This window comes from Lentzea terrae (genome assembly GCF_003265345.1).
Taxonomy (GTDB): Bacteria; Actinomycetota; Actinomycetes; order Mycobacteriales; family Pseudonocardiaceae; genus Lentzea; species Lentzea terrae.
On the sequence record NZ_QFWW01000029.1, the window covers coordinates 36963 to 63895 of the forward strand.

Annotated in this window: 1 protein-coding gene; it reads right to left on the bottom strand. The window is 69.8% G+C overall.

What is annotated here, in order from left to right:
* Window positions 1–128 precede the first annotated feature (128 nt).
* Window positions 129–26846, bottom strand: a complete 26718-nt coding sequence (locus DI276_RS34920) for a type I polyketide synthase (protein ID WP_112271552.1) — start codon at window positions 26844–26846, stop codon at window positions 129–131.
* Between the last annotated feature and the right edge of the window lie 87 nt (window positions 26847–26933).

A 26933-nucleotide genomic window follows, 5' to 3' on the forward strand; every position in this document is an offset into this window, starting at 1 on the left:
GCCGGACACGGTCATCCCGCCAGCAATTCCAGCAGCCCAAGCGGTAGCGATTTCCTCAGACAACTGGGCAAAAAAGAGGAACGGCCGGCCGCCCTGGAGAGGGCAGCCGGCCGTGTCGGGCGAACCGGTCAGTCCTGGCCGTCGAGCGCGGCCTGGATGAGGTCGTCGACGCTCATCTCGTCGATGTCTTCCGTCACCTCAGCGGAACCTCGGCCGATGAGCTGCAGCAACGGCCCCAGCACGCCGATCTCCCGCAACTGCGCGAGCGGCACTCGCGCGAGCAGGTCGCGGATCTCCGTCTCCTCTGACAACGCAGCGTCGGCCGCGGCGTCCGGAACCAGTTCGGTCAGCACGTGCGTCGCGAGCTCTTCCGGTGACGGGTGGTCGAACACGAGCGTTGACGCGAGCGCCAGGCCCGTGGCGGCGTTGAGCTGGTTGCGCAGCTCGACCACCGCGAGAGAGTCGAACCCGAGGTCGCGGAACGGCCGGTCTGGGCGCACGGCGTCCACGTCGGCCTGACCGAGCACCTCGGCCGCCCGCGTCCGCACCAACTCCAGCACCTGGTCGAACCGTTTCGCCGCGGGCAGGGCCAGCAGCTGGTCCCTGAACGCGCCCTCCGCCACCGGCGCCTCGGCTGGGGCGTCCCCGGCGAGTTCGCGCAGCAGCGGGTTCGGCCGGAACCCACCGGAGAACCGGCCCTTGTCCACGGCCGCCACGATCGCGGTGGGCAACCCCTCGCCGACGAGCTGCCGAAGCGCCGCACACGCCAGAACCGGATCCATCGAGCCGATTCCGGCGCGTTTCGCGTTGGCCAGCGCGTCCTCGGTGTCGGCCATACCGCCGCCACCCCAGGCGCCCCACGCGATCGACGTCGCCGCGAGACCCTGACCACGACGTCGCTCGGCCAGCGCGTCGAGCATGGCGTTCGCCGCCGCGTAGTTCGCCTGGCCGGGACTGCCGACCGACGACGACGCGGAGGAGAACAACACGAACGCGTCGAGGTCGGAGGTCAGCTCGTCCAGCAGCAGCGCCGAGGTGACTTTGCTGCGGAATACCGCCTCGAACCGTTCCGGCGTCATCTTGTCCAGCACACCGTCGTCGATGATGCCCGCGGTGTGCACGACACCCGTCAACGGTGTGGGAACGGTCGAAAGCACCGCCTGCAACGACTTCCGGTCCGCCACGTCGCACGCGGCGATCGTGACGTCGACGCCCAAGCCGACGAGCTCAGCACGCAACTCCGCCGCTCCCGGCGCGTTCAAACCGCTGCGGCTCACCAGAACCAGGTGTCCGGCGCCGTTCTGCGCGAGCATTCGGGCGACGTGACCACCGAGCGCGCCGGTGCCTCCGGTGATCAGGACAGTGCCGCGCGGCTGCCAGTCCTGCGCCGGAACCGCTGCCGGAGCAGCCACCAGGCGTCGCCCGAACAGGCCGTTCGAGCGCACCGCGACCTGGTCCTCGCCGTCGAGTCCGGAAAGGACGGCCGTGAGCCCGTTCGCGACCCGGTCGTCGATCGCCGAAGGCAGGTCGACCAGACCGCCCCAGCGTTCCGGGTGTTCCAGCGTCACGACCCGGCCGAGACCGTGGATCGCCGCCTGCGTCAGATCCTCGAAGTCCGTGCCGTTGACCGCAACACCGTCGCAGGTCACGCACCACAGCGGCGCGTTGATGCCCGCGTCGCCGAGTGCCTGGATCAACGCGGCGGTCAGCAGCACACCCTTCGGCGCGCTCCCCTCCCCCGCGTCGGCGCGTCCGAGCAACGACAGCACACCCGTGAACGAGTTGCCCCGCAGCTCTTCCGCGATCGCCTCACGATCCGGCTCGGTCACGTTGACCCGAACCACCCTGACGCCGAGGGCCTCGATGACCGCGTCACTCCAGTCATCTGAGCCGGTGGTCGCGACCAGCCACGTACCGGTCAGCTCGGCAGACTTGGCCGCCTCCAAGGGCTTCCAGGTGATGCGGTGCCGCCAGCTGTCGACCAGCGCGAGGTCGTTGCGCTGCTTGCGCCAGTCCAGCAACGCCGGCAGCACCTGCTCCAGCGCGGTGGTGTCGACGCTGAGCACGTTCTGCAGCGATCCGAAGTCCTCGCCCTCGACCGCCGCCCAGAACGCCGCGTCGTCGCTGGCAGACAAGCCGGGCTTGGACGAGCTGACCATCGGCCAGAACCGCTGGTGCTGGAACGCGTAGGTCGGCAGCGTGATCTTGCGTCCGGCGGCGCCGAAGAACCCGGGCCAGTCGACCTTGACGCCGCGGGTGTGCAGGCGGGCGAGTGCGGCGACGATCGACTGCTCCTCGTCGCGGTCCTTGCGCAGCACCGGGATGCCGCCCTCGACCAGGCCGGACAACGTCGCGTCCGGCCCCAGCTCGACGAACGTCGTGACGCCGCGTTCGGTGAGCGTCCGCACGTTGTCCGCGAACCGCACCGCTTCCCGCACGTGCCGGACCCAGTACTCCGGGCTCGTGACGTCGCCTTCCGCCACCACCGGAATCCGCGGCTGGGCGAACGTCAACGACTCCACAGTGGACCGGAACTCGTCCAGCATCGGGTCCATCAACGGCGAGTGGAAGGCGTGCGAGACGCGCAACCGCTTGGACTTCCAGCGTTCCGCGATCGACACCACCGCGTCCTCCGGTCCGGCGATGACGACCGAGTCGGGTCCGTTGACCGCCGCGATCACCACACCGTCCGTGAGATGCGGCAGCACAACGTCCTCGCTGGCCTGCACCGCGACCATCGCGCCGCCTTCGGGCAGTGCCTGCATGAGCCGCGCGCGTTCGCTGACGAGCTTGGCGGCGTCTGCGAGGCTGAGCACTCCGGCGACGTGCGCCGCGGCGATCTCGCCGATCGAGTGACCTGCCAGGAAGTCCGGCTTGACACCCCACGACTCGGCGAGGCGGAACAGCGCGACCTCGACGGCGAACAGCGCGGGCTGTGTGTTGCCGGTGAGGTTGAGCGTGTCCTGGTCGTCGCCCCAGATGACGTCCTTCAAGCCGTCGTCGAGGTGACTCAACGCCTCCTCGAAGGCGTCCTTGAACACCGGGAACCTGTCGTGCAGCGCTCGTCCCATGCCGATGCGCTGCGAACTCTGGCCGGCGAACAGGAACGCGAGCTTGCCGGAGCGCGCCACCTCGTCCCTGATCACGAGCGGGTTGCGGACGTCGGACGCGATCGCGGCCAGCGCGTCGGTCAGCTCCTCGCGGCTGCTCGCCAGCACCACCGCGCGCTGGTCGAACGAGGCGCGCGTGGTGGCCGTCGAACGGGCGATGTCCACCAGGTCCGCGTCCACGTCGAGCAGGCGCGCGGCCTGATCGCGCAACGCGGCGGACGTACGGCCGGAGACCAGCACCGGAACCACACCGAAGTTATCCACAGATCGCTCAACGGCCGCTTGACCAGCACTTTCATCCGGTACGCTGGAAAATGGGGGGATCCCCAACGGCGGCGCTTCCAAGATCACGTGGGCGTTGGTCCCGCTGGCGCCGAACGACGACACGGCAGCGCGGCGCGCGCGGTCAACCGTAGGCCACTCGGTGCGCTCCTGCAGCAGCTGCACGGCGCCGGTGCTCCAGTCGATGTGCGAGGACGGCGTCTCGGCGTGCAGGGTGCGCGGCAGTTCGCCGGCCCGCATCGCCATCACCATCTTGATCACGCCCGCGACACCGGACGCGGCCTGCGTGTGGCCGATGTTCGACTTGACCGCGCCCAGCAGCAGCGGCGCGGAGCGGTCCTGCCCGTAGACGGTGAGCAAAGCTTGCGCCTCGATCGGATCGCCGAGCTTGGTGCCGGTGCCGTGCGCCTCGACGGCGTCCACATCGGACGGACGCAGCCCGGAGGCGGCCAGTGCCTGCCGGATGACCCGCTGCTGGGCCGGTCCGGACGGGGCCGTCAACCCGTTCGACGCGCCGTCGGAGTTGATCGCCGAACCGCGCACGACCGCGAGCACCTCGTGGCCGTTGCGCACCGCGTCCGAAAGCCGTTCCAGGACCAGCATGCCGACACCCTCGGCCCAGCCGGTGCCGTCGGCGTTGTCGGAGAACGCCTTGCAGCGGCCGTCCTCCGACAGCGCGCCCTGAGCGCTGAACTCGATGAACCCGACGGGCGTCGACATCACGCACACACCGCCGGCGAGTGCCATCTCGCACTCACCCGTGCGCAGCGCCTGGGCCGCGAGATGCAGTGACACGAGCGACGACGAGCACGCGGTGTCGACCGAGACCGTCGGGCCCTGCAGGCCGAACGTGTAGGCGAGGCGGCCGGACAGCAGTGACGCGGACTGCGCGGTCTGCCACTCCAGTCCGGTTTCCTCTGGCGACGGCCGGTACTCGCCGCTGCCACCACCGACGAAGACGCCGGTGACGGAGCCGCGGATCGAGGCCGGGTCGACGCCCGCCCGTTCCAGCGCTTCCCAGGCCGTCTCGAGCACGATGCGCTGCTGCGGGTCCATGACCATCGCTTCACGCGGCGAGATCGAGAAGAAGTCCGGGTCGAAGTTCGGGACGTCGTAGAGGAAACCGCCGCTGCGCGTGACGCTCTGTCCACTGTAGAGAGCGGTGAGGTCCCAGCCGCGGTCCGCCGGGAACTCGCCGATCGCGTCGCGGCCGTCGAGCAGCAGCTGCCACAGGTCCTCCGGCGACCGGACGTCACCGGGGTAGCGGCAGGCCATGCCGACGATCGCGATCGGCTCGTCCGTCACGGACCTGGTGGTGAACCGGATTTCGTCCGCGCCGCCGAGGAGTTCGGTGAGCAGATGCTCGGCGAGCTCGTTCGGCGTCGGGTAGTCGAACACCAGCGTGGCGCTCAGCTGCAGGCCCGATTCGGTCTGGATCTGGTTACGCAGGTCGACGGCGGTGAGCGAGTCGAAGCCGAGGTCGCGGAACGGGACGTCCGGCTCGATGGCCTGGGTTCCGGTGTGGCCGAGGACGAGTGCCGCCTTTTCGCGGACGAGGGTGAGCAGCGCGCCGTGGCGTTCGTACTCGGGCAGCCTCTGGATCGCTTGCTTGAGAACCGGTTCGCTGACCGGCTTCTGGAAGTTGCCGAACAGCTTGTTGGGCTGCTGGAACGTGCTCCAGTCGACGTTCGCGACGACGACGTTCGTCCGTCCACTCGCGACAGCCTGGTGCAGGGCCGCGATCGCGTTCGTGGCGTCGAGGACCGGGATACCGCTCATCCGCAGGTGTGCGGTCATGCTCTGGTCGGTCATGCCCTCCCATGGCGCGTACGCGATGGAGGTCGCCTTCAGGCCGCGCGCCCTGCGTTGCCGGGCGAACTCCTCGACGATCACCGAGTGGGCGGCTTGCTGTTGTTGGCCCCGGAAACCCCATGTGCCGGCGACGGAACCGAAGACGACGAACGCCTCCAGTTCACGATCGCCCAGCTGCTCGTCGAGGTGCCGCAACGAGTCGAGGTCGCCGAGGTGGATCACGGCGGTGACGTCGTCGGTGAGGGTGTCGGTGGTGTCGAGCGTTTGCTTGATCTGCTCGGCCATCGGGCCCTCGCCGACGAGCAGGACCTGGCTCGGAGTCCACGATCCGACGTTCTCGATGCGACGCAGACGTGGGACGAACGCGCCCTCGTCGTGGAAGGCAACTTCCTGCTCGGTGAGCGGAATCGCCCACGTGTCGGTTTCGACGCGGATGAGGCCGCCCCAGCGCTCCGGCTGCTCCACTGCGGCGACACGGCCCTCGCCCCAGACGGCGGGTTCCTTGCTGACGCACCACAGCGGGGACGTGATGTTGTTGTCCGCGAGGGTGTTCAAGATCTCGAACGGACTGGCGTCGGTCGTGGAGATGACGCCGGCGTAGTCGCCCGGCACGAGTTCGGTCGTCGTGTGGCCGGCGAAACCTGTTGCGTCGCCCAGAACGAGCCAGGTGCCATCGGTCGTGGTGCTGACGTCGTGCTGCTCCCACACGACCTCGTAGAGCCAGTCGTCGGTGACGGACTTCGGAGTGGTCGTGGGCCAGTAGCGTTCGCGCTGGAACGCGTAGGTGGGCAACGGGATGCGCTTCGCGCCGGTGCCCCCGAAGTACTGCGGCCAGTCGATGTCGGCGCCCTTGACGTGCAGGATGCCGAGCGCGAGCCCGAACGCGCTCACCTCGTCGCGGTCCTTGCGTTGGGTCGCGACGGCTCCGTCGACCATCGCCGCGAGCACGCCGTCCGGACCGATCTCGACGAACGTGTCGACGTTGCCGAGGCTCTGGACGTTGTCGTGGAAGCGGACCGTGTCGCGGACGTGGTTCACCCAGTAGTCGACGGTCGTGACGTCGCCGTTGGTGGCGATCGGGATTCGCGGCTCGCTCAAGCTGATGTTCGCGATGGCGTTGCGGAAGTCGTCGAGCATGGGCTCCATCAGCGGCGAGTGGAACGCGTGGCTGACGGTGAGCTGCTTGGTCTTCTCGAACTTCTTGGCGATCTTCTGCACTTGAGTCTTGTCACCGGCGATGACGACGCTGCTGGGACCGTTGACCGCCGCGATCGACACCTTCCTGGACTTGCCGATCTGCTTCCGCACCTCGGCTTCGGTGGCGAGGACGGAGACCATCGCGCCACCCTGCGGAAGCGCCTGCATGAGGCTTGCCCTGGCTGTGACGAGCTTGGCCGCGTCTTCGAGGGTCAGCACACCGGCGATGTGGGCGGCCGCGATCTCGCCGATCGAGTGGCCGGCGACGTGGTCGGGCAGGACGCCGAGGCTCTGGACGAGCCTGGCCAGCGCGACCTCGATCGCGAACAGCGCCGGCTGGGTGTTGCCGGTCTGGTTGAGCTGCCCCTCGTCGTCGCCCCAGATGATGTTCCTGAGGTTCGGGTCGAGGTGGGCGAGCACCTCGTCGAACGCGTCGCGGAACGTGTCGAACCGCGCGTACAGGTCGCGGCCCATGCCGAGGCGCTGCGAGCCCTGGCCGGTGAACAGGAACGCCGTGGTGCCCGCCTTGCGCGCCACACCGTTGGCGACCTCTGCGCCGTCGATCAGCAACGCCCGGTGTGCGAACTGCGCGCGCGTCGTCGCCGCCGAGAACGCCAGATCCAGCTGGTCCGCTTCCACCGCGCGCAACTGGTCGATCTGAGCGCGCAGCGCATCGGAGGACTTCGCCGAAACAACGACGGGAGCCCCCTTGGGGGGACGCGAGGTCCCCACTCCAATCATCTCAGCCGGGTCTGACAATTCTGGCGCGGTCGGCGCAGCCTCGAGGATGACGTGCGCGTTTGTGCCGGAGAGGCCGAACGCGGAGATGCCGGCGCGGCGGGGGTGGCCGGTCGCGGGCCAGGCCGTGTTCTCCGTGAGGACCGAGACAGGGCCCGACGTCCAGTCGACGTGCGAGGTCGGGGCGTCGACGTGCAGGGTGCGGGGCAGCACGCCGTGGCGCATCGCCTCCACCATCTTGATGACGCCGGCGACACCCGCCGCTGCCTGGGCGTGGCCGATGTTCGACTTCACCGAGCCCAGGTAGAGCGGGTCGGAGCGGTCGGCGAACGTCGACAGCAAGGCCTGGGCCTCGATCGGGTCGCCCAGCGTCGTGCCTGTGCCGTGGGCCTCGATGGCGTCCACGTCACTCACGGACAGACCGGCGTCCGCGAGAGCGCGACGGATGACCCGCTGCTGTGAGGGGCCGTTCGGAGCGGTCAGGCCGTTGGATGCGCCGTCGGAGTTGACGGCCGAACCGCGGACGAGAGCCAGCACCTCGTGGCCGTTCGCAACGGCGTCGGACAGGCGTTCCAGCACGAGGATGCCCGCGCCCTCGGACCATGCCGTGCCGTCGGCAGCGTCGGCGAAGGCCTTGCAGCGGCCGTCCGGCGCGAGTCCGCCCTGGGTCGTGAACTCCACGAACGAGTCGGGGCTCGACATGACGCTGACACCGCCGGCGAGAGCGAGAGAGCACTCACCGGAGCGGAGAGCGCGCATCGCCCAGTGCATGGCGACCAACGACGACGAGCAGGCCGTGTCGATGGTGACCGCCGGACCTTCCAGTCCGAGGACGTAGGAGAGGCGGCCGGACATCACCGACGCCGTGTTGCCGGTGGCGAGGTAGCCCTGGATGTCGGGGTCGAGCGAGCGGCGCAGGACGTTCTCGTAGTCCTGGCCGTTGGTGCCGACGAACACGCCGGTCGCGCTGCCCTTCAACGACAGCGGGTCGATGCCGGTGCGTTCCAGCGCCTCCCAGGCGGTCTCGAGCACGAGGCGCTGCTGCGGATCCATCGCAAGCGCTTCCCGTGGCGAGATGCCGAAGAAGCGCGCGTCGAAGTCCGCGACACCGTTGAGGAAACCGGCTTCCAGCGACGCCGACGCACCAGCGCTCAAAGCGGCCAGGTCCCAGCCGCGGTCGGACGGGAACGAGCTGATGCCGTCGCCGCCGTTCGACACCAGGTCCCAGAACGCTTCCGATGACGTGACGCCGCCGGGGAAGCGGCAGCCGATGCCGACGATCGCGATCGGGTCGTCGGTCCGGTGGACGACCACTTCGGCCGGCACGTCGCCGACCTCGCCCAACAGGAAGTCCGCCAGGTCGTAGGGGGTCGGGTAGTCGTAGAGCAGGGAGGCGGGCAGCGTCAGCTCGGTCGCCGCCTGCAGACGGTTGCGCAACTCCAGGGTCGTGAGCGAGTCGAAGCCGAGGTCGAGGAACGCGCGGTCCGGGTCGACGTCGGACGCGTTGCCGTGACCCAGAACCGCGGCGATCTGGCCGCGCACCAGGTCCAGGACCGCGCGGTTGCGTTCGGCCTTCGACAGGCCCGCGAGTGCCTTGCGGAACCGCGGCTGCTCGTCGTCGACTTTCTCGGTGGTGTGGAAGCGTTTGACCTCGGGCAGGTCGCCGACGAGCGGCGCGGGGCGCAGACCGGCGAGCGCGGGCAGGAACCGTTCCCAGTCGATCTCCGCGACCATTACGGCCGCGTCGCCGTGTTCGATGGCTTGTTTCAAGGCCTGCAACGCGAGCGCGGGCTCCATCGGCGTGAAACCGCCGCGCTGCAAACGTTCCCCGATACCGGCCGCCATACCTGCCCCGCCCCACGGACCCCAGGCCACTGAACTGGCCGGAAGTCCTTGCAGGCGGCGGTGTTCGGCGAACGCGTCGAGGAAGGCGTTGGCCGCGGCGTAGTTGCCCTGGCCCGCTCCGCCGATGACGCCTGCGGTCGACGCGAAGAGCACGAACGCGTCGAGGTCCTGCGTGAGCTCGTGCAGGTTGCGGGTCGCGTGGACCTTGGCGCGCAACAGGTTCGTGAACGATGTGGCGTCCATCGACTCGACGAGACCGTCTTCGACGACACCCGCCGCGTGGAAGACCGACGTCACCGGGTGCTCGGCGAGGAGGGTTTGCAGCGCTTCCCGGTCGGCGACGTCGCAGGCCTTGACGAGCACGCGCGGGTCCGCGAAGTCGGCGATGCCGGTGCGGCTGACCAGGATGACCTGCTCGGCGTCGTGGTCGAGCAGCCACTGCGCGACCTGCTTGCCGATCGCGCCCGTGCCGCCGGTGACGAGCACGCGGCCCGGCCGGTAGTCGCGGTGCAACGCGCTCGGTGTGCTGTGGATGAGGCGGCGGCCGTAGACGCCGGACGGCCGCACCGCGACCTGGTCCTCCCCCGTGCCCGCCAGCACGCCGGGGATGCGGCGCGCGGTGTTCCAGTCGAGGCTGTCCGGAAGATCGATCAGGCCGCCCCAGCGCTGCGGGTGCTCCAGCGCGATCACGCGGCCGAGGCCCCACACCGTCGCGCTGTCGGGGTTGGTGATCTGCTCGCCGCCGCCGACCGACACCGCGCCGCGCGTCGCCACCCACAGCGGGGCGTCGACTCCGGCGTCACCAAGTGCCTGCACCACCACGGAAGTGCGCACCAGCGCGTCTTCGGCGCCGGCGTTCAGCGCGAGCAACGACAGCACACCGGCGTACTCGCCCTTGACCTGCTCGGCGAGCTCCTCGCGGCTTCGGGCGGCGTCGACCACGACGGTTTCGACGCCCAGTGCGTCGATCAGCTCGGACGCGTCTTCGTTGGTCAGCACCAGCCACGGGCCGGTGAGGACCTTGGAGGTCGTGATCGGCTTCCACGTGACCGCGTAGCGCCAGGAGTCCACGGTTGACTGCTGCTTGCGGGACCGCCACTGCGCCAATGCGGCGAAGTCCTCACGCTCGACCGCTGCCCAGAACTCGTCGTCGACGCCATCTTGTTGTTGTGGCGCGGCGGGCTCTGGCCAGAAGCGCTGGTGCTGGAACGGATACGTCGGCAGCTCGACGTCGGCCTTGGCGCCCTGGAAGTAGGCGGCCCAGTCGACGGTCGTGCCGCGGACGTGGAGTCCGGCCAGCGCGGTCAGCAGCGTCACGACCTCGTCGCGGTCGCGGCGCAGGGCGGGGACCAGCACGGCTTCCTCGGTGATCGACTCCTGGGCCATGCCGGTGAGCACGCCGTCGGGGCCGAGCTCCAGGTAGGCCCGGACGCCCTTGCTCTCCAGCTGCGTGATCTTGCCGGCGAACCGGACGGCGTCGCGCACGTGCCGGACCCAGTGCTCGGGATCGGTGACGTCGTCCGCGACGAGCGGGATCGTCGGCTTGGCGAACTGGATGCCGCTGATCGCCGCCCGGAAGTCGTCGAGCAACGGGTCCATCAGCGGCGAGTGGAACGCGTGGCTGACCGTGAGCTGCTTGGACTTGCGATCATTAAACCTTGTAACGATCGCTTGAACCTCTAGCTCAACTCCGGCGACCACCACGGACGTCGGCCCGTTGATCGCGGCCAGCGAGACGCCGTCGGTGAGGTGCGGGGTGATCTCCTCCTCCGTCGCCTGGATGGCGACCATCGCACCGCCGGTAGGCAACGCCTGCATGAGCCGGGCACGGGCCGAGATCAACGTGCACGCGTCGTCGAGGCTGAGCACGTCGGCGACGTGGGCGGCCGCGATCTCACCGATGGAGTGGCCCGCCAGGTAGTCCGGCGTGACGCCCCACGACTCGACGAGCCGGTAGAGGGCGACCTCGACCGCGAAGATCGCGGGCTGCGCGTAACCGGTCTGGTTGAGGGCATCCGCGTCGTCGCCCCACATGACGTCGCGCAACGGCCGGTCGAGGTCGGCGTCGAGGTAGGCGCAGACCGCGTCGAGGGCGTCGGCGAACACCGGGTAGCGCTGGTAGAGCTCGCGGCCCATGCCGAGGCGCTGCGAGCCCTGGCCGGTGAACAGGAACGCGGTGCGGCCGCGCGTGGTCTGACCGCGCGTGACGGACGCGTCCGGCTGGTCGTCCCGCAACGCGGTCAGTCCGCGCACCAGTTCGTCGCGGTCGCTGGCGACAACGACCGCACGCTTTTCGAACGTGGACCGCTTCGTGGCGAGTGATGCGGCCAGTCCTTCGAGATCGGCGTCGACGTCGATCAGGTTGCCCGCCACCTGCTTGAGCGCCTCGTCCGCGCGGGCCGACAGCAGGACCGGCACCGCGCCGACCTGGATCGATCCCGCCTCGCCCCCTCCGGGGGAGACCGAGGTCCCCACTCCAATCGTCCCACGCTGGTCTGACGGTTCCGGGGTGTGGAGATCGACATCGGCCGAGTTGTCCACAGGGGCCGGGTTGTCCACAGGTTCGGGGGCTGCCTCTAGCACTACGTGGGCATTTGTGCCGGAGAGGCCGAACGAGGAGACGCCGGCGCGGCGCGGATGGCCGGTGTCGGGCCAGGCTTCTTCCGTGGCGAGGAGCTTGATGGCGCCCGACGACCAGTCGACCTTGGTCGAGGGCTGGTCGACGTGCAGGGTTCGGGGCAGCACGCCGGCGCGCAGGGCGAGCACCATCTTGATGATGGAGGCGACGCCTGAAGCCATCTGGGTGTGGCCGATGTTCGACTTCATCGAGCCGAGCAGGAGTGGGCGTTCACGGTTCTGGCCGTAGGTGGCGAGCAGGGCCTGGGCCTCGATCGGGTCGCCCAGGGCGGTGCCGGTGCCGTGGCCGTCGACGGCGTCCACTTCGGACGGTTCTAGGCGGGCGTTGGCGAGGGCCTGGCGGATGACGCGTTGCTGGGAAGGGCCGTTCGGGGCCGTCAACCCGTTCGAAGCGCCGTCCTGGTTGACCGCGGAGCCGCGCACGACGGCGAGGATCCGGTGGCCGTTGCGCTGAGCGTCGGAGAGGCGTTCGAGCAGGACCAGGCCGACGCCCTCGGCGAGGGTCATGCCGTCGGCGGCGTCGGAGTAGGCCTTGCAGCGGCCGTCGCGGGCCAGGGCGCGCTGGCGGGAGAAGCCGACGAAGGCGCCGGGCGTTGCCATGACTGAGACACCGCCGGCCAGTGCCAGCGACGACTCGCCATCGCGCAGTGACTGGCAGGCCAGGTGCAGGGCCACCAGCGACGAGGAGCAGGCCGTGTCGAGGGTGACGGCGGGGCCTTCGAGGCCGAACAGGTAGGAGACGCGGCCCGACAGCACGCTCGAGAGCGTGCCGGTGATCATGTGGCCTTCGTCGCCTGGCTGGTCGGAGCCGCCCGCCGAGTAGTCCTGATAGGACGCTCCGATGAAGGCGCCGGTCAGGGTTCCCTTGAGCGACTGCGGATCGATGCCGGCGCGTTCGATGGACTCCCAGGCGGTTTCCAGCAGGAGGCGCTGCTGCGGGTCCATCGAGAGCGCTTCGCGGGGGCTGATGCCGAAGAAGCCGGGGTCGAAGTTCGCGACGTCGTGCAGGAAGCCGCCCTGCACCGAGTAGGCGCCGCCGGGGGCGTCCGGGTCGGGGTTGTAGAGGGAGTCGCCGTCCCAGCCGCGGTCGGCGGGGAAGCCGGAGATCGCGTCGACGCCGTTCATGACGACGTTCCACAGGTCTTCCGGCGTAGCCACGCCGCCGGGGTAGCGGCAGGCCATGCCGATGATCGCGATCGGCTCGTCGGACGCGACCGAGGCGACGACCTGAGTGCTGGCGGGCACATCGGCACCAAGGAGCTCGCCGAGCAGGAACTCGGTGAGTGCGAGCGGGCTCGGGTGGTCGAACACCATCGTGGTCGGCAGCGTCAAACCTGTTGCGGCGGCGAGCTTGTTGCGCAGGTCGACGGCGGTGATCGAGTCGAAGCCGACCTCGCGGAACGCCCGGTGCTCCGTGAGCGCGTCGGTGGAGGCCATGCCCAGCACGGATGCGGCTTCGGCGCGGACGAGCTCGAGCAGCTGCTGCTCGCGTTCGGCCGGCGGGAGGGCCCTGAGCTTGGCCGCGAAGTCCCCGTCGGAGGTCGTGATCTGCTCGGCGGCGACCGCTAGCGCGCGGACCTCCGGCAGCTCCTCGAAGAGCGTCGTCGGGCGCATCGCGGTGAAGACCGGGTAGTAGCGGTCCCACGCGATGTTCGCGATGGCGATCTCGGTCTCGTCGTCGGCGATCGCGCGCTGCAGACCGGCCAGCGCGAGCCGGGCCTTCATGAACTCCAGGCCGCTGCGGCGGATCTGGTCGGTGTCGACGCGGCCGAGACCGATGTCGTCGGACCAGATGCCCCACGAGATCGAGGTGCACTTGAGGCCGCGGGCGCGACGGTTGGCGGCCAACGAGTTCAGGTAGGCGTTGCCGGCGACGTAGGAGGCGTGGTTGCCGGAGCCCCACATGCCGGAGATCGACGAGAACAGCACGAACGCGTCGAGGTCCTCGGTCAGCAGCGCGTCCAGGTGGGCGGCGCCGTCGACCTTGGCGGCGAGGATCTCGCTCAGACCCTCCACAGTGGACTCGTCGATGGAATGCAGGCCGATCACCGCGGCGGTGTGGATGACCGAGCGGATCTCCCGGCCGTCCGCGCGCAGGTCGTTGAGCATGCGTTCGACGTCGTCGCGCTGGGCGATGTCGCAGGCGACGACCGTGGTGGGCGTGCCGAGTTCTTCCAGCTCCGCAACGAGTTCGCGTGCGCCGGGGGCGTCGAGGCCGCGGCGGCTGGTCAGCACCAGGTGCTCGGCGCCCTTGTGCGCGAAGAAGCGGGCGACGTGCGGGCCAAGCGTTCCGGTGCCGCCGGTGATGATCGTGGTGCCGCGCGGGGTCCAGTCGGTTTCGGCGGGCTTCGCGGGGGCACGGACGACTCGGCGGGCGAGGGTGCCGGACGCGCGGATGGCGAGCTGGTCCTCCTCCCCCGCGTTGGCGAGGGCGGAGACAAACCGTTGCGCGGCCCGCTGGTCGAGCTCTTCCGGCAGGTCGATGGAGCCGCCCCAGCGCTGCGGGTGCTCCAGCGCGGCGGTCCAGCCGATGCCGACCGCCTGGACCTGCGCCGGGTGGTCGACGGTGTCCGCGCGGCCGGTGGCGAGGGCGTTGCGGGAGATGTTCCAGACCGGGGCGTTGATGCCGGCGTCGCCGAGCGCGTTGATCAGGTTGACGGTCAGCAGCAGACCTGTTGGCAGGCCGAGAGGTCCGGGGCGTTCGTCGGTGGGCAGCAGCGAGACGATGCCGTCGGCCTGGGTCAGTTTGGCGGCGATGGCGGCGCGGTCGTCGTTGGCGTCCAGGACGATCCGCTGCACGTCGCCGAGCGCGGTGACGACGTCGGTGTCGTTGATGCCGTCGGTGGTGATGACGATCCAGGTGCCGGTGGGCTTGCCGTTGTCGAGTCCGCGCAACGGCTTCCACGTCGTGCGGTAGCGCCAGGAGTCCGTTGTGGACTGGTCGCGGCTGGTCTGCCGGAACGTGTTGAGGGCGGGCAGGACGGCGGCGAGCGTGGCCTCGTCGAGGTGCAGGCTCTGGGTGAGCGTGGCGAGGTCGGACTGCTCGACGGCCTGCCAGAACGCGGCGTCAGCAGGGTCTTCTTGCGCTGCAACGGGATGCTGCGGCGGGCCGATCCAGAACCGCTCGTGCTGGAACGGGTAGGTGGGCAGGTCGACTCGGGTGCCTTCGAGGTGCCACTGGACTGGGCAGCCGCGGACCCAGACCTCGGCGAGGCTGGTGAGGACGCGCTGCAGTCCGCCGATGTCGCGGCGCAACGTGCCGGTGACGACGCCGCGCTTGCCTTCGAGCGCGTCCTGCACGCCCGGCGTGAGCACGGGGTGGGAGCTGACCTCGACGAACACCTGGTGACCTGTGTTGATCAGCTGTTCGACGGCTTCGTTCAGGTGCACGGTCTGGCGGAGGTTGGTGTACCAGTACTCGGCGTCGGTGTTGGCGTCGTTCCAGTCACCGGTGACGGTGGAGAGGAACTTCGTGTGCGGGGTCAGCGGGGTGATGCCGTTGAGGTCGTTGAGGATGTCGTCGCGGAGGTCCTCGACCTGGGCCGAGTGCGAGGCGTAGTCGACCTCGATGCGGCGGACCCGGACGCCCTGCTCGACGAGCTTGCCGCAGAACGCGTCCAGCGCCTCCAGGTCACCGGAGACCGCGACGCTGCGCGGGCCGTTGGTGGCGGCGAGGCTGAGACGGTCGCCCCATTCTTCGAGGTGCGGCTGGACTTCTTGTGCTGACAGACCGATGGACACGATGCTGCCGCGGCCCGACATGACGCGGCCGATGGCCTGGCTGCGCAGCGCGACGACCCTGGCGGCGTCTTCGAGGCTCAGTGCGCCGCTGACTGCCGCGGCGGCGATTTCGCCCTGGGAGTGGCCGATGACGGCGTCGGGGGTGACGCCGTGGTGCTTCCAGACCTCGGCGAGCGACACCATCATCGCCCAGCTCGCGGGCTGGACGACGTCGACGCGGTCGAGGCTTTGTGCGCCGCGGATGATGTCGAGGAGGTTCCAGTCGGTGTGCGGCTGGAGGGCGGCGGCGCACTCGGCCATGCGGGCGGCGAAGATCGGCGACTCGTCGAGGAGCTGCGCGCCCATGCCGACCCACTGCGAGCCCTGGCCGGGGAAGATGAACGCGACCTTGCGCTCCAGGTCGGCGACGCCCCTGGTTTCCACGCCGTCGATGAGGACCGCGCGGTGGTCGAAGCTGGGGCGGAGGCTGAGGCTGTAGGCGATGTCGGCCGGGTCGGCGGTCAGGTCGCGCACGCCCTCGATCTGCGCGCGCAGAGCCGGCTCGGACTTGGCCGAGAACAGCCACGGAATCGATCCCGACTGGGGGCCCCGGGGGGAGACCGAGGTCCCCACTCCAATCGTCTCACCCGGCACCGACAGTTCTGCGGCGTGGAGATCGACAACTGCCGAGTTGTCCACAGGCGTCGAGTTGTCCACAGATTCCGGCTCGGCGGCCAACGTGGGCGGCGTGATCGATACGCTGGAAAACGGGGGGATCCCCGCGGCCTGCTCCAAGATCACGTGAGCGTTGGTGCCGCTGATGCCGAACGACGAGACGGCGCAGCGGCGGGCGCGGCCTGTGTCGGGCCATTCGGTCGTGTCCTGGAGCAGGGAGATGGTGCCGGGGGTCCAGTCGACGTGCGTCGAGGGTGCGGCGGCGTGCAGGGTGCGGGGCAGGACGCCGTGTTGCAGGGCCATGACCATCTTGATGACGGAGGCGACGCCTGCGGCCGACTGGGTGTGGCCGATGTTCGACTTCACCGAGCCGAGGAGGAGCGGGCGGTCGGCGTCGCGGTCGCGGCCGTAGGTGTTGAAGAGGGCCTGGGCTTCGATGGGGTCGCCCAACGACGTGCCGGTGCCGTGGGCGTCCAGGGCGTCGATGTCGTTGGGTGCCACGCCGGAGTTCGCTAGGGCCTGCATGATCACGCGCTGCTGGGACGGGCCGTTCGGGGCGGAGAGGCCGTTCGAAGCGCCGTCCTGGTTGACGGCCGAGCCGCGGATCACGGCCAGCACGCGATGACCCGCCGCGATGGCGTCGGACTGGCGCATCAGCAGGAGCATGCCGATGCCCTCGGACAGGATCATGCCGTCCGCGGCGTCGGAGAACGACTTGCAGCGGCCGTCGCGCGCCAGAGCCCGTTGTCGTGAGAAGGCGATGAGGGGCTTCGGGTTGGGCATGATCGTCGCGCCACCGGCGACGGCGTAGGAAGACTCGCCGGTGCGCAGCGACTGGCACGCCAGGTGCATTGCCACCAAGGAAGAAGAGCAGGCGGTGTCGACGGTGACGGCGGGACCTTCGAAACCGAACACGTAAGCGACGCGGCCGGACAGCACGGACGGCGAGGTACCGGTGACCTGGTAGCCCTCGGAGCCGCCGTCACCGCCGCCGTACTCGATGTACGAGGAGCCGATGAACGCGCCGACCTTCTTGCCGCGCAACGCGGCCGGGTCGATGCCCGCGCGTTCGACGGCCTCCCAGGTGGTTTCCAGGAGCAGGCGCTGCTGCGGGTCCATGCCGGTGGCTTCGCGCGGGGAGATGCCGAAGAACGCCGGGTCGAAGTCGCCCGCGTCGGGCAGGTAGCCGCCCGCGGTCGTGTAGGTGGTGCCGGGGCGGTCGGGGTCCGGGTCGTACATCTGCGCCATGTCGAAACCGCGGTCGGCGGGGAACTCCGTGATCGCGTCCGTGCCGGCGAGCACCATCTCCCAGAAGGCCTCGGGAGTGTTGGCGTCGCCGGGGAAGCGGCAGCTCATGCCGACGATCGCGATCGGCTCGTCCGAGTCGATCTGGGCCGCGTAGGACAGCGCCGCCTCAGCCGAGCCGAGGAGTTCGGCCAGCAGGTGGTCGGCCAGCACGACCGGGGTCGGGTAGTCGAAGACCAGCGTCGCCGGCAACGACAGACCGGTGGCGTCGGACAGCTTCTTGCGCAACTCGACGGCGGTCAGCGAGTCGAAGCCGATGTCGCGGAACGCGCGGTTCTCCCCCACCTCCTCGACCGAGCTGTGGCCCAGCGTTGCGGCGGCTTCGGCGCGCACCAGCTCGACGAGCTTGCGCTTCTGGTCCTCTTCGGACAGTGCGCGGAGCTTGCGCACGAACTCCGAGTCGTCGCGACGGACTTCCTCGACGACCGTCAAAGCCCTGACCTCGGGCAGGTCCGACAGCAGAGCAGAAGGGCGCACCGACGTGAACAGCGGGAAGTAGGTGTCCCAGTTGATGTCGACGACGGTGACGCAGGTGTCGTCGTGCATCACCGCGCGGTTCAGCTCGACGACGGCCTGGTCCGGCTGCAGGAACGTCAGGCCGCGGCGCGCCAGGTTGTCGGACATGGCCTCGTGCGTTGCCATTCCGACCTCGGCCCACGGGCCCCACGCGATCGACGTCGCCCGCAGGCCACGCGCACGACGGGCCTCGGCCAACGCGTCGCAGTAGGCGTTCGCCGCACCGTAAGCCGCCTGGCCGCCACTGCCCCACACGCCCGCGATCGAGCCGAACAGCACGAAGAAGTCGACCTCGCCGACGAGCGCGTCGAGGTTCGCGGCACCGATCACCTTGGCGGACAACACGTCCGCGAAGTCGTCGAGCGACGTCAGTTCGAGCGGCGCGTGTTGTGCGGCGCCGGCGGTGTGCACGACACCGGACAGGTCGGCGATGTCCGCGACGACCGAGGCGAGCGCTTCGCGGTCGGCGACGTCGCAGGCGACGATCGAGACCTGCGGCCCGAGCTCCTCCAGCGATGCCTTCAGCTCGGCGGCACCCGGCGCGTCCATGCCCCGGCGAGAAGTCAGCACCAGGCCGGAAACACCGCGCTCCGCCAGCCACTTTGCCGTCGTGGCTCCGAGTCCGCCCGTGCCGCCGGTGATCAGCACCGTGCCGTGCGCGGCGTAGTCGGACGGCAACGCGTCGACCGGCCGGTGCGCCAGACGACGCCCCATGACGCCAGAAGACCGCACGGCCAGCTGGTCCTCGCCGTCCAGGCCCGCGACGCAGGAGACGAAGCGGCGCAACGCGTTCTCGTCCAGCACCGCGGGCATGTCGATCAGACCGGCCCAGCGCTGCGGGTACTCCAACGCCGCCGCACGACCGAAGCCCCACACCGCGGCCTGCGCGGCGGACCGCACCGAGTCGGAAGTCTCTGCGGCGACCGCGCCGGACGTCACCGCCCAGATCGGCGCCTCGACCGATTTGACCAGCAGAATCGACTGTTCCAGACCGGTGGTCAGCACCGACGACGGCGACTCGTCCAATGCCACCAACGACACGATCAGATCGCACTCGGGTACGTCATCGACTGAGGTGGCGACGGTGACCTCGGCGCCGTAAGCCGCAAGCGCTGCGCGGTAAGGCTCGGCGTCGACCGCCGGAGTCGTCAGGACCGCGATGTGACCGGACAACACAGGTGTGCCCGTGATGCGGACCGGCGCCCACAGCACGCGGTACCGCCACGAGTCGAGCAGTGTCTTCTCCTGGTTGCCCGCGCGCCACGACGACAGCGCCGGGATGAGCGAGTCCAGCGACGACCGCTGCTCCTCACCCAGCCGCAGCAGCGCCGCGAGCTCGCGGGCGTCGCCGCGCTCGATCGCCGCCCACAGCTTGGCGTCGGCCGGGTCCGCGTCCGTCACCACCGACGCGGCGGAGCCCAGCGGCCAGTAGTACTCGTGCTGGAACGCGTACGTCGGCAGCGTCACGCGGCGGGCCGGGCCGAAGTAAGCCTTCCAGTCCACGGACACACCGGTCGCGAACAAACGTCCCAGCGCCAGCGCGACCGAGGCCTCTTCCGAACGGTCCTTGCGCAGCATCGGGATCGCACCGTCGACCAGCGCCGAGAGCGCGCCTTCCGGGCCGATCTCCACGAACGTCGTCACGCCGGCAGCACGCGCCGCCTCCACGTTGTCGTGGAAACGAACGGCGTCGCGGACGTGCCGAACCCAGTAGTCGGATTGTTGAACAATCCCACCGGCGAACAGAGCGATCGTCGGGTCGTTGAACGATATCCCGTCGACCGCCTGCCGGAACTCGTCCAGCATCGGCTCCATCAGCGGCGAGTGGAACGCGTGCGATACCGCAAGTTGCCTGGTCTTGCGGTCGTTAAAGCTTCTAACTATCGCTAGAACCTCTTGCTCAACGCCCGCGATGGTCACCGAGTCCGGGCCGTTGATCGCGGCGATCGAGACTCCGTCGGTCAGCAGCGGGGTGACTTCGGCTTCCGTCGCCTGGACGGCGACCATCGCGCCACCGGCCGGCAGCGCCTGCATCAGGCGGGCGCGCGCCGAGACCAAGGTGCAGGCGTCGTCGAGTGAGAACACACCGGCCACGTGGGCGGCGGCGATCTCGCCGATCGAGTGACCGATCACGGCGTTGACCTTGATGCCCCACGACCGGACGAGCCGGAACAGCGCCACTTCGAAGGCGAACAGGGCGAGCTGCGCGTTGCCGGTCTGATGCAGGTCTTCTTCGGAGGAGCCCCACATGACGTCGCGAACGGGCAGACGGTCGAGAACCTCGTCGAGTGCCTCCGCGAACACCGGATAGCGCGCGTAGAGCTCACGGCCCATGCCGAGGCGCTGCGAGCCCTGGCCGGAGAACAGGAACGCCACCTTGCCCGGCGCGACCTCGCCCTCGACGACGGCGGCGTCGGGGCTCTCCGTTGCGAGAGCACCTAGCGAGCGCAAGAGGGTCTCACGATCGGTAACCACTATCGCAGCACGCTGCTCGAACGCCGAACGCGTCGTCGCCAGCGAGAAAGCCAGATCGTGCAACGACACGTCAGTCGACTCGACGAACGAACGCAGCCGCGCGGCCTGCCCCCGCACGGCACGGCGGGTGCGGCCGGACAACACCACCGGCACGACAACGTCCGAAGGCGCGGAAGTCGGAACGTCGACGGCCGGCGGCTGCTCGATGATGATGTGTGCGTTGGTACCCGAGATGCCGAACGACGAGACGCCGGCACGTCGGGGCCGATCGGCGGACGGCCACTCGCGCGAAGAGGTCAGCAGCTCAACCGCGCCCTCGGTCCAGTCGACGTGCGAGGAAGCCGTGGTGACGTGCAGGGTCTGCGGCAGCACGCCGTGGCGCATCGCCTGCACCATCTTGATCACACCGGCCACACCTGCGGCGGCCTGCGTGTGGCCCATGTTCGACTTCACCGAACCGAGCAGCAGAGGCTCCGACCGGTTCTGGCCGTAGGTGGCCAGGAGGGCTTGCGCCTCGATCGGGTCGCCCAGCGTCGTGCCGGTGCCGTGCGCCTCGACCGCGTCCACATCGGACGAGCTCAGTCCGGCGTTGGCCAGCGCGGCACGGATCACGCGCTGCTGAGCCGGTCCGTTCGGTGCCATCAGGCCGTTCGAGGCGCCGTCCTGGTTCACCGCGGAACCGCGAATCACCGCCAGCACGGGGTGTCCGTTGCGCCGAGCGTCGGACAGGCGCTCCAGCACGACCACACCGGCGCCCTCGGACCAGCCCACGCCGTCGGCCGAGTCGGAGAACGCCTTGCAGCGGCCGTCCGGCGACAGGCCGCGCTGCCGGGAGAACTCGATCAACGCGGTCGGCGTCGACATGACCGTCACACCACCGGCCAGCGCCAGCGAGCACTCCCCCGCCCGCAACGCCTGCATCGCCCAGTGCATCGCGACCAACGAAGAAGAGCAGGCGGTGTCGACCGTGACCGCCGGGCCTTCGAGGCCGAGCGTGTAGGAGACTCGTCCGGACACAATGGACGGTGAGGTGCCGGAGCCCTGGAAGCCCTCGAAGTCGCCGCCGCCCAGACGCGCGCCGTAGTCGTTGTACATGACGCCCGCGAAGACACCGGTCTGCGTGCCGCGCAACGACACCGGGTCGATGCCGGCGTGCTCGATCGCCTCCCACACGACCTCCAGCAGGATGCGCTGCTGCGAGTCGGTGCCGAGCGCTTCACGCGGTGACATGCCGAAGAACCCGGCGTCGAACTCGCCCGCGTCGTGCAGGAAGCCACCGGAGCGCGAGTAGGTCGTGCCGGGGTGGTCGGGGTCGGGGTGGTAGAGGTTCTCGAGGTCCCAGCCGCGGTTCGACGGCAGACCGGAGACCGCGTCGCCGCCTTCGGACACCAGGCGCCACAGGTCGTCCGCCGAGCCGATGCCGTCCGGGTAGCGGCAGCCCATGCCGACGATCACGATCGGGTCGTCTGCAGCGGCGGCCTGCACCTGAGACGGCACAACGACGTCAGTGGCACCGTTGAACAGCTCGTCCAGCAGGTGCGCGGCCAGCGCGACCGGTGTCGGGTAGTCGAACACCATCGTCGCGGGCAGGCGCAGTCCGGTCACCGCGGTCAGCTGGTTGCGCAGCTCGACGGCGGTCAGCGAGTCGAAGCCCAGGTCCTGGAACTGGCGCGTGGGCTCGATCTCGTCGCCGGACGCGTGCCCGAGCACCGCGGCGACCTGGCCGCGGACCAGCTCCAGCACCGCGTCGGACCGTTCTTCCGCACCCAGGCCGGAAAGCCTGCGGATCAACGTGTCGGCGGTCTCCGAACCCGAAGCGGCGCGGCGGGTGCGGACCCGGATCAGGCCGCGCAGCAACGGCGGCACCTCGCCGCGCTGCCGCAACGTGCCCAGGTCGAGGCGCGCCGGAACCAGTGCGGCGCTGGAGGAGTTCACCGCGCGGTCGAACAGCGCGAGGCCCTGCTCGACGGTCAGCGGCGGCATGCCGGTCCGGGCCATGCGCTCGGCGTCGGCCTCGGTGAGCATGCCTTCGCCCGCCCACGCGCCCCACGCCAGCGACACGGTGTTCGGGCGGTGTTCGGCCAGCGCGTCCAGGAAGTGGTTGCCTGCTGCGTAGTTCGCCTGGCCTGCCGTGCCCCACGTGCCGGCGAGCGACGAGAACAGCACGAGCGGAACGGACGGCAGCGCCTGGGCGAGGTTCCAGGCCGCATCGACCTTAGGGCGCAACACCGGGTGCAGGCGCTCTGGCGTCAGCGAGGAGATCACGCCGTCGTCCAACACACCGGCGCTGTGCACGACGGCGGTGATGTCGTGCGCGGAGACCAGTGCGGTCACGGCGGACGCGTCGGTGACGTCGCATGCCAGCACAGAGACGTTGGCGCCCAACGCTTCCAGTTCCGACACGTCGCCCGTGCCGCGGCGGCTGACGAGCACCAGGTTCCGCACGCCGTGCTCGGTGATCAGGTGCTTGGCGACGATCTTGCCGAGGCCGCCGGTACCGCCGGTGATCAGGACCTTCGTACCCCACTCGATCGGGGCTTCCTCGATGTCGGCGCGGGCGAGGCGGGGTGCGTAGATCTCGCCGTTCCTGAGCGCGAGCTGCGGCTCGTCGGAACCGACAGCGGCAGCAAGAGCGGCATCGGAGGCGTCTGTGCCGTCGAGTTCGATCAGCGAGAAGCGGCCCGGTGACTCGGACTGCGCCGAACGCACCATGCCCCACACAGCGGCGGAGGCGAGGTCGGTGCTGCTCGTGACGAAGACGACGCGCTCGTCGCGTTCTTCCTGCAGATGTCCGAGAACTCGCTCCGTCAGTTCGTGCACGGAGGCGACGACGTCTTCGCTGCCCTGCAACGGGATGACCAGGACGTCGTCCGTGCTGTCGACTGCGGGAACCGTCACCGGCACCCAGTCGACCTGGAACAGCGAGTCACGGTCCACAGAGGACTCAGCCGCGACCGCGCGCACCACCAGCGAGTCGACCGACGCGACCGGCGCACCGGCACTATCGACCGCGGCGATGGCGTAGGCGTTGTCACCGGAACGGGTCAGGCGGACTCGCAGCAAAGAGGCGCCGGTCGCGTGCAGCGACACGCCTTCCCACGAGAACGGCAGTCCGGCCTCGCCCTCGCCGGACACGATCGCGGCGTGCAGGGCGGCGTCCAGGAGTGCCGGGTGCAGGCCGAATCCGGCCGGGTCGACGCCTTCGGGGAGCTCGACCTCGGCGTAGGTGACGCCGTCGTCGCCGCGCCAGGCTTTGCGCAGTCCCTGGAAGACGGGCCCGTATTCGAAGCCCATCGCGGCGAAGTTGTCGTAGTCGATGTCCAGGGCGGTGGCGCCGGCGGGCGGCCAGACCGTGGTGTCGAAGGCGACCTCACGGGCGGGCGCGCCCAGCACGCCGATCGCGTGCTGGGTCCACGGTTCGTCGTCGGAGCCCTCGGCGCGCGAGTAGATCTTGACGGTGCGGCGGCCGTTCGCGTCGGCGTTGCCGATCCACAGCTGCACCTGGACGCCGCCGCGTTCCGGCACGATCAGTGGTGCCGTCAGCGTCAGTTCCTCGACGCGGTCGCAGCCGACCTCGTCGCCGGCGCGGATCGCGAGCTCCAGGTAGGCGGTGCCGGGCAGCAGGACCGTGCCGCGCACGGCGTGGTCGACCAGCCACGGGTGGGTCTGGCGGGTGAGGCGGCCGGTGAGCAGCGCGCCGTCCTGGTCGGCGAACGAGACGGTCGCTGTCAGCAGCGGGTGGTGTGCCGCGCCGAGGCCGGCGGCGCGCGGGTCCTGGAAACCGCCGCCGCCCTTGGGCCAGTAGCGCTTGGTCTGGAACGCGTACGTCGGCAGGTCGACGCGCTTTGCGTTGGTGTGCGCGAAGTAGGCGTTCCAGTCGAGCTTCGCGCCGCGGACGTGCAGCTCGGCGAGCGCTTTGCTGATCGACTCTTGTTCGTCGCGGTCCTTGCGCAGCAACGGGATCGTGGTGATGTCGTCGGCGGATTCCTGCGCCATCGCGGACAGGATGCCGTCGGGGCCGATCTCGACGAACTGCGTGACGCCGTGGTTCGTCAGCCACTTGATGCCGTCGGCGAACCTGACTGACTCGCGGACGTGACTGACCCAGTAGTCCGGTGACGTGATCTGCTCGATCCGGGCCTGCTCACCGGTGACGTTCGAGACGAGCGGGATGATCGGTGCGTCGAAGGTGATCTGCTCGATCGCTGCGCGGAACTCGTCGAGCATCGGCTCCATCAGCGGCGAGTGGAACGCGTGGCTGACGGCGAGCTGGCGGGTCTTGCGATCGTTGAACTGTTCAACGATCCTTCGTGCCTCTTGTTCAACGCCTGCGATCACGACGCTGGTGGGACCGTTGATGGCGGCGATGGACACGCCATCGGTGAGATGCGGGGTGACCTCGTCCTCGGTGGCCTGGATGGCGATCATCACGCCGCCGGCCGGGAGGTCCTGCATGAGGTTCGCACGGGCGGTGATCAGCTTGGCGGCGTCTTCGAGGCTGAAGACGCCGGCGATGTGCGCGGCGGCGATCTCGCCGATGGAGTGGCCGGCGACGAAGTCCGGCTTCAGGCCCCACGACTCGGCGAGGTGGTAGAGGGCGACCTCGACGGCGAACAGCGCTGGCTGGGTGTGGCGGGTCTGGTCGAGGGCTTCCTGGCGGTCGCCCCAGATGACGTCCTTGAGCTTCGGGTCGAGGTGTTGCAGGACGGCGTCGAAGGCTTCGGCGAAGACCGGGAAGCGGGTGTGCAGGGTCTTGCCCATGCCGATGCGTTGGGCGCCTTGGCCGGTGAAGAGGAACGCCTGCTTGGCGCGGGCCGCCGTGCCCTGGATGAGGCCGGGAGTGGTGGTGCCGTTCGCGAGGGCTTCGAGGCCGGTGCGGAGGTCGCCGGCGATCGCCGCGCGGTGGTCGAACGACGCGCGGGTGGTGGCGAGCGAGTAGGCGAGGTCGAGGGGTTCGGCGTCGACGTCGAGGAGTCGCTCGGCCTGGGCGCGCAACGCCTCCCGCGACCGGCCCGACACCAGGAACGGCACCGCGCCCGACTGAATCGATCCCGCCTGGCCCCCCTGGGGGGAGAACGAGGTCCCCACTCCAAGCGTCCCACGAGGGGCCGACGATTCCTGGGGTTGAAGATCGGCAGTGGCGGAGTTGTCCACAGGGGCCGAGCTGTCCACAGGTTCGGGGTCTGGGGCTTGCTCGATGATGGTGTGTGCGTTAGTGCCGGAGAGGCCGAAGGAGGAGACGGCGGCTCGGCGGGGTTGGCCGGTTGAGGGCCACGGGGTGTTGGAGGTGGCCAGCTGGATGGCGCCGGCGTCCCAGTCGACGTGGCTTGACGGGGTGTCCACGCCGAGGGTCTGGGGGACGACGCCCGCGCGGATGGCCATGATCATCTTGATCACGCCGGCCACGCCCGCGGCGGCCTGGGTGTGGCTGATGTTGGACTTGATCGAGCCGAGCAACAGCGGCTGGTCAGCAGGACGGCTGCGGCCGTAGGTGGCCAGGAGGGCCTGGGCCTCTACCGGGTCGCCCAGGACCGTGCCGGTGCCGTGGGCCTCCACTACGTCGATCTGGTCGCTGGTCAGGCGGGCGTTCAGCAGGGCGGACTTGATCACGCGTTGCTGGGAGGGGCCGTTCGGGGCCGTCAAGCCGTTCGAGGCGCCGTCCTGGTTGACGGCGGAACCGCGCAGGACGGCCAGAACCTCGTGGCCGTTGCGACGAGCGTCGGAGAGGCGCTCGAGTACGAGCATGCCCACGCCCTCGGACCAGCCCGTGCCGTCGGCCGAGTCGGCGAACGAGCGGCAGCGGCCGTCGGAGGACAGGCCGCCCTGACGGGAGAACTCCACGAAGGTCGCGGGGTTCGCCATGACGGTGACACCGCCGGCCAGGGCCAGGGAGGATTCACCGGCGCGCAGTGACTGCATCGCCAGGTGCATTGCCACCAAAGAAGAAGAGCAGGCGGTGTCGAGGGTGACGGACGGACCGACGAAGCCGAGGGTGTAGGAGATGCGGCCCGAGATCACCGAGTTCGACGATCCCAGCAGGACCATGCCCTCGCCGCCCTCACCGGGGCCGAGCTGGTAGTCCTGGTTCATCGCGCCCGCGAAGACGGCGGTGGCGGAACCCTTCAGCTGCTGCGGGTCGATGCCCGCTCGCTCCAGGGCTTCCCAGGTGACCTCGAGCAGCACGCGCTGCTGCGGGTTCATGCCCAGGGCCTCGCGCGGGGAGATGCCGAAGAAGTCCGCGTCGAACTCGCCGGCGCCCTCCAGGAAGCCGCCCTGGTCGCTCGACGACAGGGCGAGCATCTCCGGGTCCCAGCCGCGATCCGTTGGGAAGGCGCGGATGCCGTGCTCGCCGTTCACGACCATCTGCCACAGATCTTCGGGACTGCGCACCCCGCCGGGGAAACGGCAGCCGATGCCGACGACGGCGATCGGTTCCGACGCGGCCGCTTCGAGGTCCTGCAGGCGCCGCTTGGTGCGCTGAAGGTCCGTACTGGCCCGGCGGAGGTAGTCCCGGAGCTTCTGTTCGTTGTCCATCCCTCAACCCATCTCGAGACGCGACCTGTCAGGAATCCTCGCGTCGGAGCGCCTGGCATACCCCTAGAAACGAACAGGGGCGCCTCT